At 38.2% G+C, this 14,219-nt stretch carries 14 protein-coding genes and 4 tRNA genes; 1 reads left to right on the top strand and 17 read right to left on the bottom strand.

The window, feature by feature from the left end; genetic code table 11:
* Positions 1 to 53 precede the first annotated feature (53 nt).
* The 11 genes from PHY73_04280 to PHY73_04330 all read right to left on the bottom strand — a co-directional run bounded on the left by PHY73_04280 (position 54) and on the right by PHY73_04330 (position 6,858).
* A complete protein-coding gene (locus PHY73_04280; protein MDD3374925.1) occupies positions 54 to 1,256 on the bottom strand; it encodes a cofactor-independent phosphoglycerate mutase in 1,203 nt (400 codons plus the stop codon).
* Positions 1,253 to 1,906: a phosphopantothenoylcysteine decarboxylase gene (locus PHY73_04285; protein ID MDD3374926.1), complete on the bottom strand. Its 654-nt coding sequence runs from the start codon at positions 1,904 to 1,906 to the stop codon at positions 1,253 to 1,255. The genes PHY73_04280 and PHY73_04285 overlap by 4 nt, the downstream gene beginning before the upstream one ends.
* Entirely contained in the window at positions 1,893 to 2,948 is a 1,056-nt protein-coding gene (thrC, locus tag PHY73_04290) for a threonine synthase (protein ID MDD3374927.1), read from the bottom strand. Before thrC ends, PHY73_04285 begins: the two co-directional genes overlap by 14 nt.
* Position 2,949: 1 nt before the next feature.
* Positions 2,950 to 4,245 carry a homoserine dehydrogenase gene (locus PHY73_04295; protein MDD3374928.1) on the bottom strand — a complete coding sequence of 432 codons (1,296 nt, stop codon included), beginning with the start codon at positions 4,243 to 4,245 and terminating at the stop codon, positions 2,950 to 2,952.
* Between the two features lie 21 nt (positions 4,246 to 4,266).
* Positions 4,267 to 4,650: a PilZ domain-containing protein gene (locus tag PHY73_04300; protein ID MDD3374929.1), complete on the bottom strand. Its 384-nt coding sequence runs from the start codon at positions 4,648 to 4,650 to the stop codon at positions 4,267 to 4,269.
* Positions 4,651 to 4,674: 24 nt separating this feature from the next.
* Positions 4,675 to 4,753: transfer RNA gene (locus PHY73_04305), tRNA-Pro, on the bottom strand.
* Between the two features lie 7 nt (positions 4,754 to 4,760).
* Positions 4,761 to 5,756 (bottom strand): NAD(P)-dependent glycerol-3-phosphate dehydrogenase, encoded by a 996-nt coding sequence (locus PHY73_04310; protein MDD3374930.1) that lies wholly within the window; start codon positions 5,754 to 5,756, stop codon positions 4,761 to 4,763.
* A 116-nt stretch (positions 5,757 to 5,872) separates the two neighbouring features.
* Positions 5,873 to 6,577, bottom strand: coding sequence for a glycosyltransferase family 2 protein (locus PHY73_04315; GenBank protein MDD3374931.1), 705 nt, complete (start codon positions 6,575 to 6,577; stop codon positions 5,873 to 5,875).
* Between the two features lie 27 nt (positions 6,578 to 6,604).
* A tRNA-Gly gene (locus tag PHY73_04320) sits at positions 6,605 to 6,678 on the bottom strand.
* 9 nt (positions 6,679 to 6,687) lie between these two features.
* Positions 6,688 to 6,773, bottom strand: a tRNA-Tyr gene (locus PHY73_04325).
* Positions 6,774 to 6,782: 9 nt separating this feature from the next.
* Positions 6,783 to 6,858: transfer RNA gene (locus PHY73_04330), tRNA-Thr, on the bottom strand.
* Positions 6,859 to 7,265: 407 nt separating this feature from the next.
* Between PHY73_04330 and PHY73_04335 the strand changes: the two genes are divergently transcribed.
* Positions 7,266 to 8,471 (top strand): 6-phosphofructokinase, encoded by a 1,206-nt coding sequence (locus PHY73_04335; protein MDD3374932.1) that lies wholly within the window; start codon positions 7,266 to 7,268, stop codon positions 8,469 to 8,471.
* Positions 8,472 to 8,538: 67 nt separating this feature from the next.
* Here PHY73_04335 and PHY73_04340 read toward each other — a convergent pair whose 3' ends face one another.
* From PHY73_04340 to ftsH, 6 genes are all read right to left on the bottom strand, one after another.
* A complete protein-coding gene (locus PHY73_04340; GenBank protein ID MDD3374933.1) occupies positions 8,539 to 9,399 on the bottom strand; it encodes an NAD(P)H-hydrate dehydratase in 861 nt (286 codons plus the stop codon).
* Positions 9,368 to 9,718: a holo-ACP synthase gene (gene acpS, locus PHY73_04345; GenBank protein MDD3374934.1), complete on the bottom strand. Its 351-nt coding sequence runs from the start codon at positions 9,716 to 9,718 to the stop codon at positions 9,368 to 9,370. The genes PHY73_04340 and acpS overlap by 32 nt, the downstream gene beginning before the upstream one ends.
* A 1-nt stretch (position 9,719) precedes the next feature.
* On the bottom strand, positions 9,720 to 10,433 hold the full coding sequence (locus PHY73_04350; protein MDD3374935.1) for a pyridoxine 5'-phosphate synthase: 714 nt from the start codon (positions 10,431 to 10,433) through the stop codon (positions 9,720 to 9,722).
* Between the two features lie 124 nt (positions 10,434 to 10,557).
* Entirely contained in the window at positions 10,558 to 11,325 is a 768-nt protein-coding gene (gene cdaA / locus PHY73_04355) for a diadenylate cyclase CdaA (protein MDD3374936.1), read from the bottom strand.
* Complete coding sequence (folP, locus tag PHY73_04360; protein ID MDD3374937.1) at positions 11,325 to 12,224, bottom strand: dihydropteroate synthase; 900 nt, start codon at positions 12,222 to 12,224, stop codon at positions 11,325 to 11,327. The genes cdaA and folP overlap by 1 nt, the downstream gene beginning before the upstream one ends.
* Entirely contained in the window at positions 12,214 to 14,151 is a 1,938-nt protein-coding gene (gene ftsH / locus PHY73_04365) for an ATP-dependent zinc metalloprotease FtsH (protein ID MDD3374938.1), read from the bottom strand. Before ftsH ends, folP begins: the two co-directional genes overlap by 11 nt.
* Positions 14,152 to 14,219: the final 68 nt, after the last annotated feature.

The following is a 14,219-nucleotide window of genomic DNA, read 5'->3' on the forward strand; positions in this document are numbered from 1 at the left end:
AAGTAAAAAATATTTATATAATACTTAAAAACAGTATAAAAAGTTGATATTAGCTATAAATATTTGTTGATAAAACAATCCATCAGCTGCTCTCCTGTTTCAAATGAAAGTCCTGATTGATCAGATGTTTTTTCACAAAAAGAAATATTGTCATTTTTAGGGATGCCTTTGCCGAACATTTCAAAACAAACTGATTCGCTTGTGTGCGTTCTCTTTTCAACTGGTGTTCTATGGTCAGGTAGAACGAGAATACGAAAATCATCATTTAGGTTAAAATGATTTAGAATGGCTCCAATAATCTCTTTATCGATTCGTTCGATAGACTCAATTTTCATCTTCAGGTCACCATTATGGCTTGCTTCGTCAGGTGCTTCAATGTGAATAAAAACAAAATCTTTTGTTTTTAAAGAATCAAGAGCGTATTGAGCTTTTCCTGAGAAATTAGTATCATAATATCCCGTGACGCCTGGAACATTAATCACCTCAAGGCCAGCTAGCTTTCCAATGCCGTTGACAAGATCCACAGCAGAAATTACAGAGCCTGTTAGTTCAAATTTTTCTTTGAACAGAGGAAGATCAGGTTTGATGCCTTGCCCCCAGAGCCAAATGTTATTTGCTGGATTTTGTTTTAAATCAATGCGGATTTCATTGATATGATGTTTTTGAAGAATGTCCTTTGCTTTTTCCATAATTGCCAAAAGCGTTTGCGCATGCATCCCGTTTGGTAGATGTGAATTAATGTTTTGATTTGAAATATCATGCGGAGGTGTGCAGTTAATTTTTGCAAGAGCCTTTGGGTCTCGACATTTAATGACCACAAGATGTCGATAGCTTTTTCCAGGATAAAATGTAACATTGGGGATGTTTATTTCTTTGTTTAGAGAATCAATGATGGTTCCGGCTTCTTTCGATGTAATATGCCCAGCGCTATAGTCAATCATGACATTATTTTCAATAGTGACAAGATTACATCGAAATGCAATTTCATCGTTTGCTAGATTAATTCCAAGATTAGCAGCTTCAAGCGGCGCTCTTCCAGAAAAGAATTTTCTTGGATCATATCCAAGGGTAGAAAGATTTCCAACATCAGATCCAGCAGGCAGACCCTTAGGAATAGTGTAAACAGAGCCAATTAGCCCATTTCGTGCAATAAAATCCATATTGACAGTATTGGCATGTTCTAGCGGAGTTTTTCCTCCGAGCTCTTTAATGGGATAATCAGCCATCCCATCAGGCACAACGACAATGTATTTCAAAGTTTTTTCCTTATGTGTTCAATGAGATCTTTAGCCATGTGTTCTTTTGAATGTTGATTTGATAAAACGTCGCCCTTTTCATCAACAATAAAGCTTGTGTATGATTTTTGCGAAGCGACATTAACAACAACAAGATTGCATTTGGCTTTTTGAATCAGTGTTTCAGATCGAGCGATGAGAAATTCTTTTTTAGCATCTGATTCAAGCTTAAATCCGACAAGAAAAGTTTTTGGAGAAATTTTTTTTATTTTTTGAATTAATTTTTGTGTTGGAACTAGATCTAATTTAAATTCAGAAAGATTCGAGTTGATTTTTTTAGTATAAGGTTTGCGAAGCTTGTAATCTGAAACAGCAGCTGCATGAATAACAACATCATAGGATGTTTTTTTTAGTTCTGACAAAAGTATTCGCGAAAGTTCATCAAAAAATCGAAAATTTAGAATGCGATTCGGCATATGTCGAAGAGGATGTGTGACGGGTCCTTGGACCAGAGTCGTGTTTGCTCCTTCTCGAGATAAAAGGTGGGAAATGCGATGTCCGATCTCTCCTGTTGACGCGTTACTGATGACGCGCATTTGATCAATCGGAACCCATGTGGGTCCGCAGGTAATAAGTATTTTTTTATTTTTTAGGGGTCTATTTAAATCCAATTTTCTTCAAGATCGCTTTCAAGTCAGGTTCAATAACAGATGGTTTTTGCACGTTTTCAATGGCGAGATTTGGATCTTTTAATCCGTGGCCTGTTAACGTACATACGATGGTTCCTTTTTGATTCTCAAAAAAGTTTGCTTGATGCAGTTTTAAAATTCCAGCAACAGAAGCCGCTGATGCGGGCTCTGCAAAAATGCCTTCTTCTTGAGCTAATATTTTGTAAGCTTGTAAAATTTCTTGATCCGTTACTTTGTCGATGATTCCCCCGGATTCGTCACGTGCTTGTTCGGCAGTTTTCCAGCTAGCAGGATTTCCGATGCGGATAGCAGTTGCAAGTGTTTCTGGATTTTCAATAATGTGTCCATCGACAATTGGTGCTGATTTTGCAGCTTGAAATCCAAGCATTCTAGGGAGATGGGTTGTTTTTCCTGCATGTTTATACTCTTTGTAGGCTTTCCAGTATGCGGTGATATTTCCGGCATTGCCGACAGGAATAGCATGGAAAACAGGCGCATTAGATAGAAAGTCGCAAATTTCAAAGGCCGCTGATTTTTGTCCTTCAATCCGAAATGGATTCAGTGAATTGACGAGCTCGATAGGATAGTTTGATGTAATTTCCTTTACTAGCGTTAGGGCTTGATCGAAATTACCATTGATGGCAATAACTTGTGCGTTGTGAATCATGGCTTGTGCAAGTTTTCCAAGTGCGATATTCCCATCTGGAATTAAAACAATACATTTTAGTCCACACCGAGCTGAATATGCGGCTGCTGATGCAGATGTATTTCCGGTCGAGGCACACATGACCGCAGTGGCATTATTTTCTTTTGCTTTTGATATTGCCATCGTCATGCCGCGATCTTTAAACGATCCTGTTGGATTGGCTCCATCATATTTTAAATAAACATCAAGACCAATTTTCTTACTTAAGAAATTTGATAAAATTAAAGGAGTGTTTCCTTCTTGAAGAGAAACAATTGGTGTTTTATCCGTGACAGGTAAAAAGTCACGATATTTTTTAATGATGCCTTCCCATTTCATTTTACAGATTCTCCATTCGAATAGCCACAGGCTTGCTTTTTACAAGAGCTAGCTTTGAGATTTTTTCTAAGGCAATCCGAAGCTTTTTCTCTTTAGCTAAATCTGTTAGCATGACAAGAGGGGCCACAGACGCTTTCTTTTGAGTTTTTTGATTGACAGATCCAATGCTAATGCCATGTTTTCCGAGAATGCCAGAAATTTTGGATAAGACACCCGGTTTATTGGTAACAAGTAAACGGATATAAAATTTTGTTTCGATTTGATCAATTTGTTTTAGTTTAATTGAGCGATTTTCATATGCAATATTTTTCATGCGTGTTCTGGCAATGTTCTTGCCTTTTGTCGCAAGGTTGATGAGATCACTGACAACGCCAGAGGCAGCGGCAAGCTGCCCTGCTCCCTGCCCGTAGAGTAAGATGTCGCCCAGCGGATCAGTTTCAAGAAAGATTGCATTAAAAACACCGTTTACAGATGCAAGTGGATGGTCTTCATCGATGAGCGTTGGATGAACGCGAAGCTCAAGTGCGTTATTTACCATTTTCGCAATTGCTAAAGGCTTGATCACAAGACCTAAATCTTTCGCATATTTGATATCGTCATGAGAAATTTGAGTAATGCCCTCTACATGAATATTTTTAAGATTAATAACTTTTCCAAACGCGAGATGAACTAAGATACTAAGTTTGTGTGCAGCATCCATGCCATTGACATCGAGCGTTGGATTGCTTTCGGCATATCCATTTTTTTGAGCTTTTATTAAAGCATCGGCAAAGGTGCATAGGGTTTGCGTCATTTCGCTTAAGATAAAGTTTGAAGTTCCGTTGATAATTCCATAAAGACTTGTAAAATTGTTGCCTGCTAGCCCTTCGGTGATGGCATTGATAATTGGAACGCCTGCTCCAACGGATGACTCAAAATAAATATTTTTCTTTTGTTTGATTGCTTCTTTAAAAAGTTCAGGCCCGTATTTTGCAATAACAGCTTTGTTTGCGGTGATCACGTGTTTTTTAGATCGAAGCGCTTGTAAGATAAATTCTTTGGCAGGATGTGTCCCTCCAATAAGTTCGATGATAACATCAATATTCTCATCATCTAATACATCGTTTGCTTTGGTTGTGAAAAGATTCTTTGATAGTTTTATTTTTTTTGCAATCGCAGAATTCTTGTCGCAGATTTTTTTAACGACAAATTCTGTTTGAAATCTTTTTAAAAAAGTTTTATTTTGGTTTTTAAGAATTTTAATAACACCGGCTCCTACAGTACCGCAACCAATTAAACCAATATTAATTTTACTCATATCAAAAATTCCTTTTGTTAATTAATAATCTTGTTGAGATTTTAAAAAAGCTTCTTCAATTTTCTTAAAAATCGCATCCGCATCAGCATCGAGATCTTTAATTTCAACGCGGATTTCATAGATCACTCCAGGGATTCTTTCCTTGCATTCTAGAACTGTTCCCTGAACGCTAAGGGTACTTGCCATATAAGGTGTCTTGATCATGATCTGAAGTTTTTTACCAGGGGCGTGTATAACGCTACTTGAAAACAGAACCCCACCACGGCTAATATTTCTTAGTTGTGAAATGCTATGCTCTGCATCTTGTTTATCAGCTTCAAAGAAAGTAACAATAAAATGTTTTTCAACGCGAGGATATTTTCGACGGTCTTCTCTTTCGTTTGGATTTATTGGACTATCTGTCATGATATCTCCTCTTTTCTTTAGAATTGGTCGGAGCGGTGAGACTCGAACTCACGACCTCTTGAACCCCATTCAAGTGCGCTAATCCAGACTGCGCTACGCTCCGAATAATTTTATTCAGATTTCATTCTTCGATTCATCAAGTCTCTGACAGCAATAGAAGCTTTTTTATTTTTATAAAGAATATTAAAAACTTCTGCTGTAATTGGCATTGAAATGTTGCATTTTTGGCTTAATCGATAAACCCCTTTGGCGGTTGGGACTCCTTCAGCAACCATTGCCATTGACGACATAATATTTTTTAAGGTCTTTCCTTTTCCTAGCTGTTCTCCAACAAAACGGTTGCGACTTTTAGGGCTAAAGCATGTTGTTGTTAGATCTCCTAGACCGCTAAGGCCTGAAAATGTTTTTGATTTTGCGCCAAGCGCTTTTCCAAGCCGAGACATTTCTGCGAGGCCGCGAGATAAAATGGCAGCTTTTGTATTCGTTCCTAATCCTAGTCCATCACAAACACCACAAGCAATGGCAATAATATTTTTGATACTGCCGCCTAGCTCTACTCCTATAATATCAGAATTTGTATAAATGCGAAAGGTTGGAGAGTTAAAAACTTTCTGGAGTTTCTTCGCAAGCGGCGCATTATGAGAGGCAATAACAGCTGTTGACGGAATGCCTTTGGCCACTTCAATGGCGATTGTTGGCCCTGATAAAACAGCAAATTTAACGGCCCCTAGCTCTTCATGGATAAGTTCTGACATTCTTTTAAGCGACGAAGTATTGATTCCTTTAACAACGCTTAAAAATATTTTTTTAGAGATATCGTTCTTTTTAATTTCCTTTAAAGTCGATCTTAAGAATTCTGAAGGAACTGCAAGGACAATAACATCAGAATAATTAAGCGCATCTTTAAGAGATTCTAGGAGCATTATTTTTTTAGGGATATCAATGCCGGGTAGAAATTTTTGGTTTTTTCTAGTTTTTTGCATTTTTTTGATATATTCAGGAAAAGCTCCCCATAGACAGACAGAATGACCATTTTTGCATAAAAGAATGGCTAGAGTTGTTCCCCAGCCGCCATCGCCAATAACTGAAATCTTTGTTTGTTTCATAGAATTTTCCTATTAATATGAATATATTTACTTAATTATATTATATTCTAATGGTCTTGCAAGGGAAATGTCGTAATTTTAGGATAAGAAAAAGGACGAGAATAAGCGCTATTCGATTATTTCCAGACAAAAATTTCTCTGAAAACTTCGTACATGTAAGCTGAGCCCCAGCGGATAATTTGAAGTTTACGTTCTCCGCCTTCTCTTGCTGGTTCGTCACCTGGAATATCTGCAACGCTTAGTTTTCTTTTGGCGGCTCGGATTGATAAAAGTGGCTCCCAGCTAACATCTGTATGAAAAAGCTTCTCTTCTGTTTCATAACTGCTATGTTTGTGCAAGTCTAGGTCGTAAATGAGTTTTGTTTTGTAGGCACGAAACATTACCATAGCATCTGTATAGTGTCCACCATGGAAAAGGTTAATGAAAGTTGTAAACATTTTATTTCCGAAAGCGGTGACGATGTCATCATCATAGCTTTTAGCCTTACCGGCGTATCGTGAAACAATGACCATGTCATGGCCTTCTTTCATTTTATTGATGCAGTCAGGGATAAGTTCTGGAATGCTGTTTCCATCTGGGCTAAAGGTAAGAAGAACATCGCCTTCAATGTGCGGAAGTGCTTCAATATAGGCATGGCGCAATCCTTTTCGTTTTTGGATAATTAACGGCCAGCCTTGTTCTTTCACGTATTCAATTGTTCCATCCTTTGATTGGCCGTCTACGATTAAAAGTTGATCGTACCACTCTTTTTTAATGCGTGGCATGATTGCTTTTAATCCTTGGATTTCATTTAACGTTGGAAGAAATAGGGTGACTTTCATCGTTTCGCAGCTCCTTTAAGTAAAAAATGGAGCGAGAGAAGGGAATCGAACCCTCGTATCAAGCTTGGAAGGCTTGTGTTCTGCCACTGAACTACTCTCGCAAAAATTACTGGTGGGCAGAGAAGGATTCGAACCTCCGTAGCGCAGGCGCAGCAGATTTACAGTCTGCCCTCGTTGACCGCTTGAGTATCTGCCCATAAAGAAATGGAGCTGGCGAGAGGCTTCGAACCCCCGACCTACTGATTACAAGTCAGTTGCTCTACCAGCTGAGCTACGCCAGCAATTTTCCTTAGTTTAAAATTAAGAAAGAATTGCGCTATACTTGCTTTTCATAATTTGATTATTAGAAAAACATGGTACAGCAAACTTATCTTTATATTTGATACTTTATAAATAATATTCTTTAAAACGAGATTTACTTATAACAGATTTCTTTATCGCTGTAAAGTATGTTTTTATATTAATGCAAGCCTGCTCTTTTTTCGGCCTCTCTTCCTTGCTTATTTTAATATTTTACAATTGATTTTAAACAGTGAATATGATACGCTAGCTTCTGTTCGTTGTAAGGGTTGATTCAACTTATTAATTAGAAATCCCGATACGCTGCACGTACGGGATAAATTCGCGCAGATAACTTAGCGTTTCTGCTAGTCACGTAAGTTATGCGCTCATTTAAAGGAGATTTTTGATGAAGAAAATTGGAATTATCACAAGCGGTGGAGATTGCGGAGGGCTTAATGCTGTTGTTAAAGGTGTTGCACAAATGGCAAATCGAAAAGGTGTTTCTTGCCATGTAATACCAAATGGTTACGCAGGACTTTATAATTTATCTGATTTTGATAGTCTTGTGGAACTTACTCCAGAAAGAATTGATTCAGTTAGTTCAGCTTTGGCTGGCTCTGAGGCTGGGCATTCACGTGTTAAGATTAAGAAAATTAAAGATGATAAAAAATATGATCGCATTAAAGAAGGTCTTAAGAAATTCGGTATTGATGGCCTTGTTATTAGCGGTGGTGATGACACCGGAAGTGTTATTGTTGACCTGTCTGAGCATGGGATTAAATGTGTCCATGCGCCAAAAACCATGGATCTTGATCTTCAGACATATTCTGTTGGAGCGGATTCAACTATTAGTCGCATAGCCACTTTTGCGCAGGATTTAAAGACAACGGGAAGAACACATAACCGCATTATTGTTATGGAAGTTTTTGGTCGATATGCAGGTCATACAGCTTTTCGTGGTGGAGTGGCAGCTGATGCAGACGCTATTCTTATTCCAGAGATTCCTGTTGATTTTGATGTGCTTTATCATCATGTTAAGAAACGTTTTTCAAGACGCATCGAACAAAGCGATGTTCGCGCTGGAACATATTTAATTGTTGTTGCTGAGGGTTTAAGAAATTCGAATGGTGAAGAATTAGTTGATGAATCTGCTGGAGTTGATGCGTTTGGACATAAAAAACTCACTGGATCTGGAAAATATGTTTGCCAAGAACTTACAAAGCGTTTTAAAAAAGATGCTGAAATTAAGAAATTTATGGAAAAACAAAAGATGTATGTGGAAGGTTTGTATGAAATACCAGAAGTGCGTTCAGTTGCACCAGGACATCTGGTTCGATGCGGACAATCCTCTGCTTATGATGCAAATTTTGGTAAAGAAGCTGGAGCCGCAGCGGTCCTTCTTCTTTGTGAAGGTATTGATGGCGTTACCGTTGTTGGCGTTAGCGGAAAGAAAATTCGCTACATGGAAACAAAGAAAGCTATTGAACAGCGTCACGTTGATTTAGATGTTGCTTCATTGCACGAAACATTGGGTATTTGTTTCGGACGTCCGCGTCCAGAAATTAAACCTATTTTTGAGAAAACTGAAGGACCGATCGAACGACATTTGTAAGAATAAAAAAGTTGATAAAAAAGGGCTCATGGAAATATTTCCATGAGCCCTTTTTAGTTTTAAGATCTTAATCTTGAAGTGCTTTTTTAAAAGCAGCGGGAATGTTATCAATTAAATCTGTTGCAATAAGTGAAACCTTAGTTTTTTTCTTTGCTGCAATATCTCCTGCTTTTCCATGCAAAAAAGTTGCATATTTAGAAGCATCAAAACCTGAAAGCCCTTGTGCTAAGAATGCAGTAATCATTCCCGTTAGGACGTCTCCAGTTCCAGCTGTTGCAAGCCCAGAATTTCCAGTTTTGTTGACATAGATTTTTCCCCAAGAAGATGCAACGACAGTACGAGATCCCTTTAAGACAAGAATGCAATCATATTTCTTTGCAAAAGTTTTGGCTACGGATTCCCGGTTTGATTCAACATATGTTTTTGTTTTTCCAGTTAGCCTGGCCATTTCTCCTAAGTGCGGAGTAAGAACGCGCACGCCTCCCTTTGTTTCTAGAATAGAGATATTTTCTGATAAAGCATTTAGAGCATCGGCATCAATAACCATGGGGTTCTTTATCGATGAAATTGCTTTTAAGATAAAACGTTTCGTTTCTTTGTTCTGCGAGAGCCCTGGGCCGATTGCAACGGATTGATATTTTGAGAGTTCTTTTTTGATATCGTTTAAAGCAGAGCATGAAATTGTTTGCTCTTTTGTTTCTTTTAGAGGCCAGGTCATGATGACTGGAGAAATCTTTTTTTGTGCGATGGCGTTAAGGCTTTTTGGAATGCCGAGAGTAACAAGACCTGCTCCAGAGCGGATAGCGGAAAGACTGCTAAGGACACCTGCCCCTAGCATACGTTTTGACCCGGCAATAACAAGGACATGGCCAAAAGTATTTTTGTGTGATTTTGAATTACATCGTAATAATGGCGTTGGCAACCGCATAGTTTTTTGTATGGGATAACGAGACAAAGATTTTTTTGTTAAATTCTTTTATATGAAAAATACAAGATGGCTTGCCATTATGTTGGTTTATAATTTCGATGTCCTTCCATCCGACGTGTGCATTTTCACCTAACGCTTTCAAAACAGCTTCTTTAGCAGCGAAACGCGCAGCGAGGTGTTGCTCTGGGTATCGTCTTTTTTTTGCATAGGCAATCTCTTGATCTGTAAAGACGTGCTTTAGAAAATCATCGCCCCATCTTTTGATGGCTCTTGAGATGCGTTCGACTTCAACAATATCTGTTCCGTGACCTAGAATCATTTTATTTCACCAGTTTCATCATATCTTTTACAGCTTTTTTAAGGCCGACAAAAATCGAATGAGCAATGATAGAGTGCCCGATATTAAGCTCATTTATTTCTTTGATTTTTGCAATTGGTTTTGTGTTTTGATAGTTTAGTCCGTGGCCGGCATTAACAATGATGCCGATTTCTTTTCCAAATTTTGCAGCGTTTTTTATTTTCTTAAGTTCTCGTTCTTTGTTTAGCTTTGTTTTTGCATTGGCGTATTGTCCGGTATGAAGTTCGATGGAATTTGCGCCAAGTTCTTTTGATCTTAAAATTTGTTTTTTTTCTGCATCAATAAAAAGACTTACAGCAATACCTTTTTGGCTGAGACGCTTGATCACTTGTTTTAGCCGATAGGAATGTCGAATCACATCAAGGCCCCCTTCGGTCGTGAGCTCCTTACGTTTTTCCGGGACAAGCGTTACTTGATCAGGTTTTAGTTGGCATGCAATTTTTACAATATCTTCGTTCGCAGACATTTCAAGATTAAAGCGAGTTTTGACTTCTTTTCTCAGCTGCCAAACGTCTTTATCATTTATATGTCGTCGATCTTCTCGTAAATGCGCAACAATGCTATGCGCCCCTGCTTGTTCACAAATTTTTGCTGCATTTACAGGACAAGGAAGAAGTTCTCCTCTTGCCTGGCGAATTGTGGCGACATGATCAATATTGACTCCTAGCTTTGGCATGGTAAATTTTTTGCGTAAAAATTAAGTTTGGACTAAAGCCCCATTGACATAAAGCCATGTGATAATGGCTAAGCCTAAAGCAATGAGTTTTAGAGCTAGGTTGTGTGTCAGCCACTTTTTCATTTTATTTCTTATGTCCTAATAATAAATTTTTTAAAATACTAGCAAATCGTTCTTTGTTGACAACAGGAATAAATCGTCCATCTGCAACAATAGAAATGTCACCTGTTTCTTCTGATGCAATAACGCCAATGGCGTCAGTTTGTTCTGTGACGCCTAAAGCGGCACGATGTCTCGTTCCAATGATTTTACTTAAATTGGAATTCTCAGATAGCGGAAAAAGACAAGCAGCCGCTAAAATTCGTTCGTTTCGAATAATAACACCACCATCGTGAAGTGGTGACGTTGGGACAAAAATACTTTGTAAAAGTTCTGATGAAACTTTCCCATCTATAGAAACTCCGCTATCGATGAAAGTTTTAAGTTTGGTTTCTTTTTCGATGGCGATAATGCAGCCGATTTTTCTTTGAGCTAGTTTGTAGACAGCTGTTGTAATTTTTTCAATAAGGGCGATGACTTCTGACTCTTCTAGACTTATATTAAAAAGATGTTGCTGACCTAAGCGTGCAAGCCCCTGCCGTAATTCTTGTTGAAAAATAATTAAGACAGCAAGAATCGATATTGCAAAAAAGTTTTTTAAAAGCCAGTTTAAGGTGGTCAAACCTAATAGTTGAGAAATGAGAAAGGCGATCAAAAGATAGATGAGGCCTTTAAGAACTTGAAAAGCGCGTGTTCCTTCAAAAAAAACAAGAATCTGATAGAAAACAACCCATAAGACAAAAATTTCAACAATAGGCTTGACGAGTGACCAAATTGTAAGGATTGTTAGCATTATTTTGCTCGATTGTTTTTTACATTAATAATAGCGTCTGTTAAGTCGGCGACTTCACGCATTTGTTTAACATCGTGGACGCGAACAATGTGTGCACCATTCAGAATAGACGCACTCACGGATGCAGCACTACCCATTAGGCGATCGGAAACATCTTTTTTAAGAGTTTTCCCGATGAAAGATTTTCGAGACGTCCCGATTAAAATGGTTTTTTTGAGGGCTTTAAATTCAGATAGACGCTGAATGATTTCTAAATTATCCTCTACCGTTTTGCCGAACCCAATTCCTGGATCTACTATTATTCTATCTGATTTTATTCCAATTTCCAAGCATTTTTCAATTGATTTCTTTAGGTCCAAGACTATTTCTTGGACGAGATTTTTATATGAAATGCGTTTTTGCATTGTTCTCGGCGTCCCTCGAATATGCATGAGTATAATAGCGGCGTCGTTTTCTTTTATAACCTTTAGCATAGATTTTGTTAGTTTTGATCCCATGACATTGTTAACAATGCTTGCGCCTGCTTCTAAGGCTGCTTGTGCGATTTCAGGCTTGTAAGTGTCGATCGAAATCGGGATATTTGTTTTTTTAGATAAAGTCTCAATGATTGGAATTACGCGCAATAATTCCTCTTTTATACTAATTTTTTTTGCGCCAGGACGAGTAGATTCGCCGCCAATATCAATAATATCAGCGCCATCTTTGATTAATTTTAAAGCATAGGATACTGCGCGGTTTGGTTTTTTATTTAATAAGCCGTCTGCGCTGAAAGAATCGGGCGTCGCATTGACGATGCCCATAATTTTTGTTTCTTGCCCAAGGACAAGATGTAAATTCTTGGCGCGCACAACAAATTTATTTCGTGTGCGCCTAGAAGGGTTTTTTGTCTTAGGCGTCATTGGTTTTTAAGTTGTTGTTACTAGAATTGACTGGTATTTCTGGATTTGTTTCAGTCTTTTCTGTGTTCATACCAAGGAGTATTTTGGCGTCATCGACATCAAGGATTTCTTTTTCTTTTAGTTTGGCAACCAAAGAAATAACATTTTCTTTGTTATCGGATAATATTTTTTTTGCTTCTTGATAGGCAGAATCTATCATTAGCCGAATTTCTGTATCAATGGCTTTTGCAGTATCTTCGCTATAATTTTTTTGCTCCATCATATCTCGACCGAGAAAAACTTGTCCATGATGATTTCCGAGGGTTAATGTGCCAATTGTTTCGCTCATTCCGTATTCGCAAATCATTGCGCGTGAAATTGAAGTTGCTTGCATAAGATCATTTTGCGCACCGGTTGTAATGTCATCCAAGAAGATTTCTTCTGCCGCTCGTCCGCCAAGGGCGACAATAATTTTTGCGATAAGCTCTTTTTTGCCCCAATTATGCTTGTCTTCCATTGGAGGTGTGATTGTGTATCCCCCTGCCATTCCTCGAGGAATAATGGAAACTTTTGTGAAAGGATCAGCCCCATTAACTAGCAGAGATAAAAGTGCATGACCTGCTTCATGATAGGCTGTTATTTCTTTTTCTTTTTTTGAGACAATGTGGCTCTTTTTTTCTGGTCCCATTGTGACGCGTTCAATCGCTTCTTGCATTTCCTCTTGCTCAACAGAATCTTTATTTTTTCGGGCAGCCAACAGAGCTGCTTCATTGCAAGCGTTGGCTAAGTCTGCGCCAGAAAAATAAACGGTTTGCTGAGCGATTTTTTTAAAGTCAACATTCTTTGAAAGTTTTATATTTTTTGTGTGCACTTTTAAAATAGCTTCACGTCCTAGAATATCCGGAAGAGAAACAACGATCTGGCGATCAAAGCGTCCTGGTCTTAAAAGTGCTGGATCGAGTGTGTCGGGCCGATTGGTTGCTGCCATGACGATAAGACCACCGTGTGTATCGAATCCATCCATTTCAACAAGTAAGGCGTTTAGTGTTTGTTCGCGCTCATCGTTTCCTCCCCCTATTCCAGAGAAGCGTAGGCGGCCAACCGCATCAATCTCATCGATAAAAATAATGCACCCTTTGCCTGATGCTTTTGATGCTTTGCGTGCTTGTTCAAAAAGATCGCGAACACGTGAAGCGCCTACGCCAACAAACATTTCAACGAAGTCTGAACCGCTTAAAGAAAAAAAAGGAACATCGGCTTCTCCTGCGACAGCTTTGGCAAGAAGTGTTTTTCCTGTGCCGGGCCTTCCAACTAAAAGAACGCCTTTCGGAATTTTCCCACCGAGTTTTTCAAATCGCTTAGGATCTTTTAGAAATTGAATAACCTCTTGTAGCTCTTCTTTCGCTTCCTCAACGCCAGCGGCATCATCGAAGGTAATCTTTTTATTCTTTCCATCGTTTATTTTTGCTCGAGACTTACCAAAAGACCATAACTTGTTTCCCATTTGAGCGCCACGATTGGATAAAAACCAAAAGAATAAAATTAAAATTAAAATTGGTCCCAAGGAAAAAAATAGACTTGACCATAGTGTGTTTGGCCTGAGAACTTTAAAGTCAGAAACATTTTTTCGGATAAGGCCTAAAATAACTTCATCATCTAGAGGAAGAATAACTTTAAATTTTGAATCATCTGAAAATGTTCCATCAATTTGGTTGTCAGTCATTTCTAAAGAACGAATTTTCGATGTTTGTTTATTTTCTTGGAGAATGCTGTAAAATTCACTATACGATATTTCTTGCGGTACATGGGCATTGCTAAAATTTGATTGGCTTGATAAAACAATAAGAACGAAAATTAGCCCTAGCCAGAGCCAGAAATTGCTATTCGGCGGACGCTTTTTTTGATTTTCTTTGGAATTCTTTTTTGGTAATTTTAATTTTTTTTGCATGCAAAACCCCTTTATATATCTATATTATGAAAAGTTCTATTATATCCTTGGCTTTGTTTCCAAATCTA

This window comes from Candidatus Omnitrophota bacterium (genome assembly GCA_028693815.1).
Classification (GTDB): domain Bacteria; phylum Omnitrophota; class Gorgyraeia; order Zapsychrales; family Aceulaceae; genus Aceula.

Bases quoted from the DNA above. Each gene is read 5' to 3' on its own strand.
- PHY73_04315 (MDD3374931.1), bottom strand. From the start codon at position 6,577: ATGAAAGTCACCCTATTTCTTCCAACGTTAAATGAAATCCAAGGATTA.
- thrC (MDD3374927.1), bottom strand. From the start codon at position 2,948: ATGAAATGGGAAGGCATCATTAAAAAATATCGTGACTTTTTACCTGTC.
- PHY73_04295 (MDD3374928.1), bottom strand. From the start codon at position 4,245: ATGAGTAAAATTAATATTGGTTTAATTGGTTGCGGTACTGTAGGAGCC.
- acpS (MDD3374934.1), bottom strand. From the start codon at position 9,718: ATGATTCTAGGTCACGGAACAGATATTGTTGAAGTCGAACGCATCTCA.
- PHY73_04350 (MDD3374935.1), bottom strand. From the start codon at position 10,433: ATGCCAAAGCTAGGAGTCAATATTGATCATGTCGCCACAATTCGCCAG.
- ftsH (MDD3374938.1), bottom strand. From the start codon at position 14,151: ATGCAAAAAAAATTAAAATTACCAAAAAAGAATTCCAAAGAAAATCAA.
- PHY73_04335 (MDD3374932.1), top strand. From the start codon at position 7,266: ATGAAGAAAATTGGAATTATCACAAGCGGTGGAGATTGCGGAGGGCTT.
- PHY73_04340 (MDD3374933.1), bottom strand. From the start codon at position 9,399: ATGCGGTTGCCAACGCCATTATTACGATGTAATTCAAAATCACACAAA.
- PHY73_04310 (MDD3374930.1), bottom strand. From the start codon at position 5,756: ATGAAACAAACAAAGATTTCAGTTATTGGCGATGGCGGCTGGGGAACA.
- folP (MDD3374937.1), bottom strand. From the start codon at position 12,224: ATGACGCCTAAGACAAAAAACCCTTCTAGGCGCACACGAAATAAATTT.
- cdaA (MDD3374936.1), bottom strand. From the start codon at position 11,325: ATGCTAACAATCCTTACAATTTGGTCACTCGTCAAGCCTATTGTTGAA.
- PHY73_04300 (MDD3374929.1), bottom strand. From the start codon at position 4,650: ATGACAGATAGTCCAATAAATCCAAACGAAAGAGAAGACCGTCGAAAA.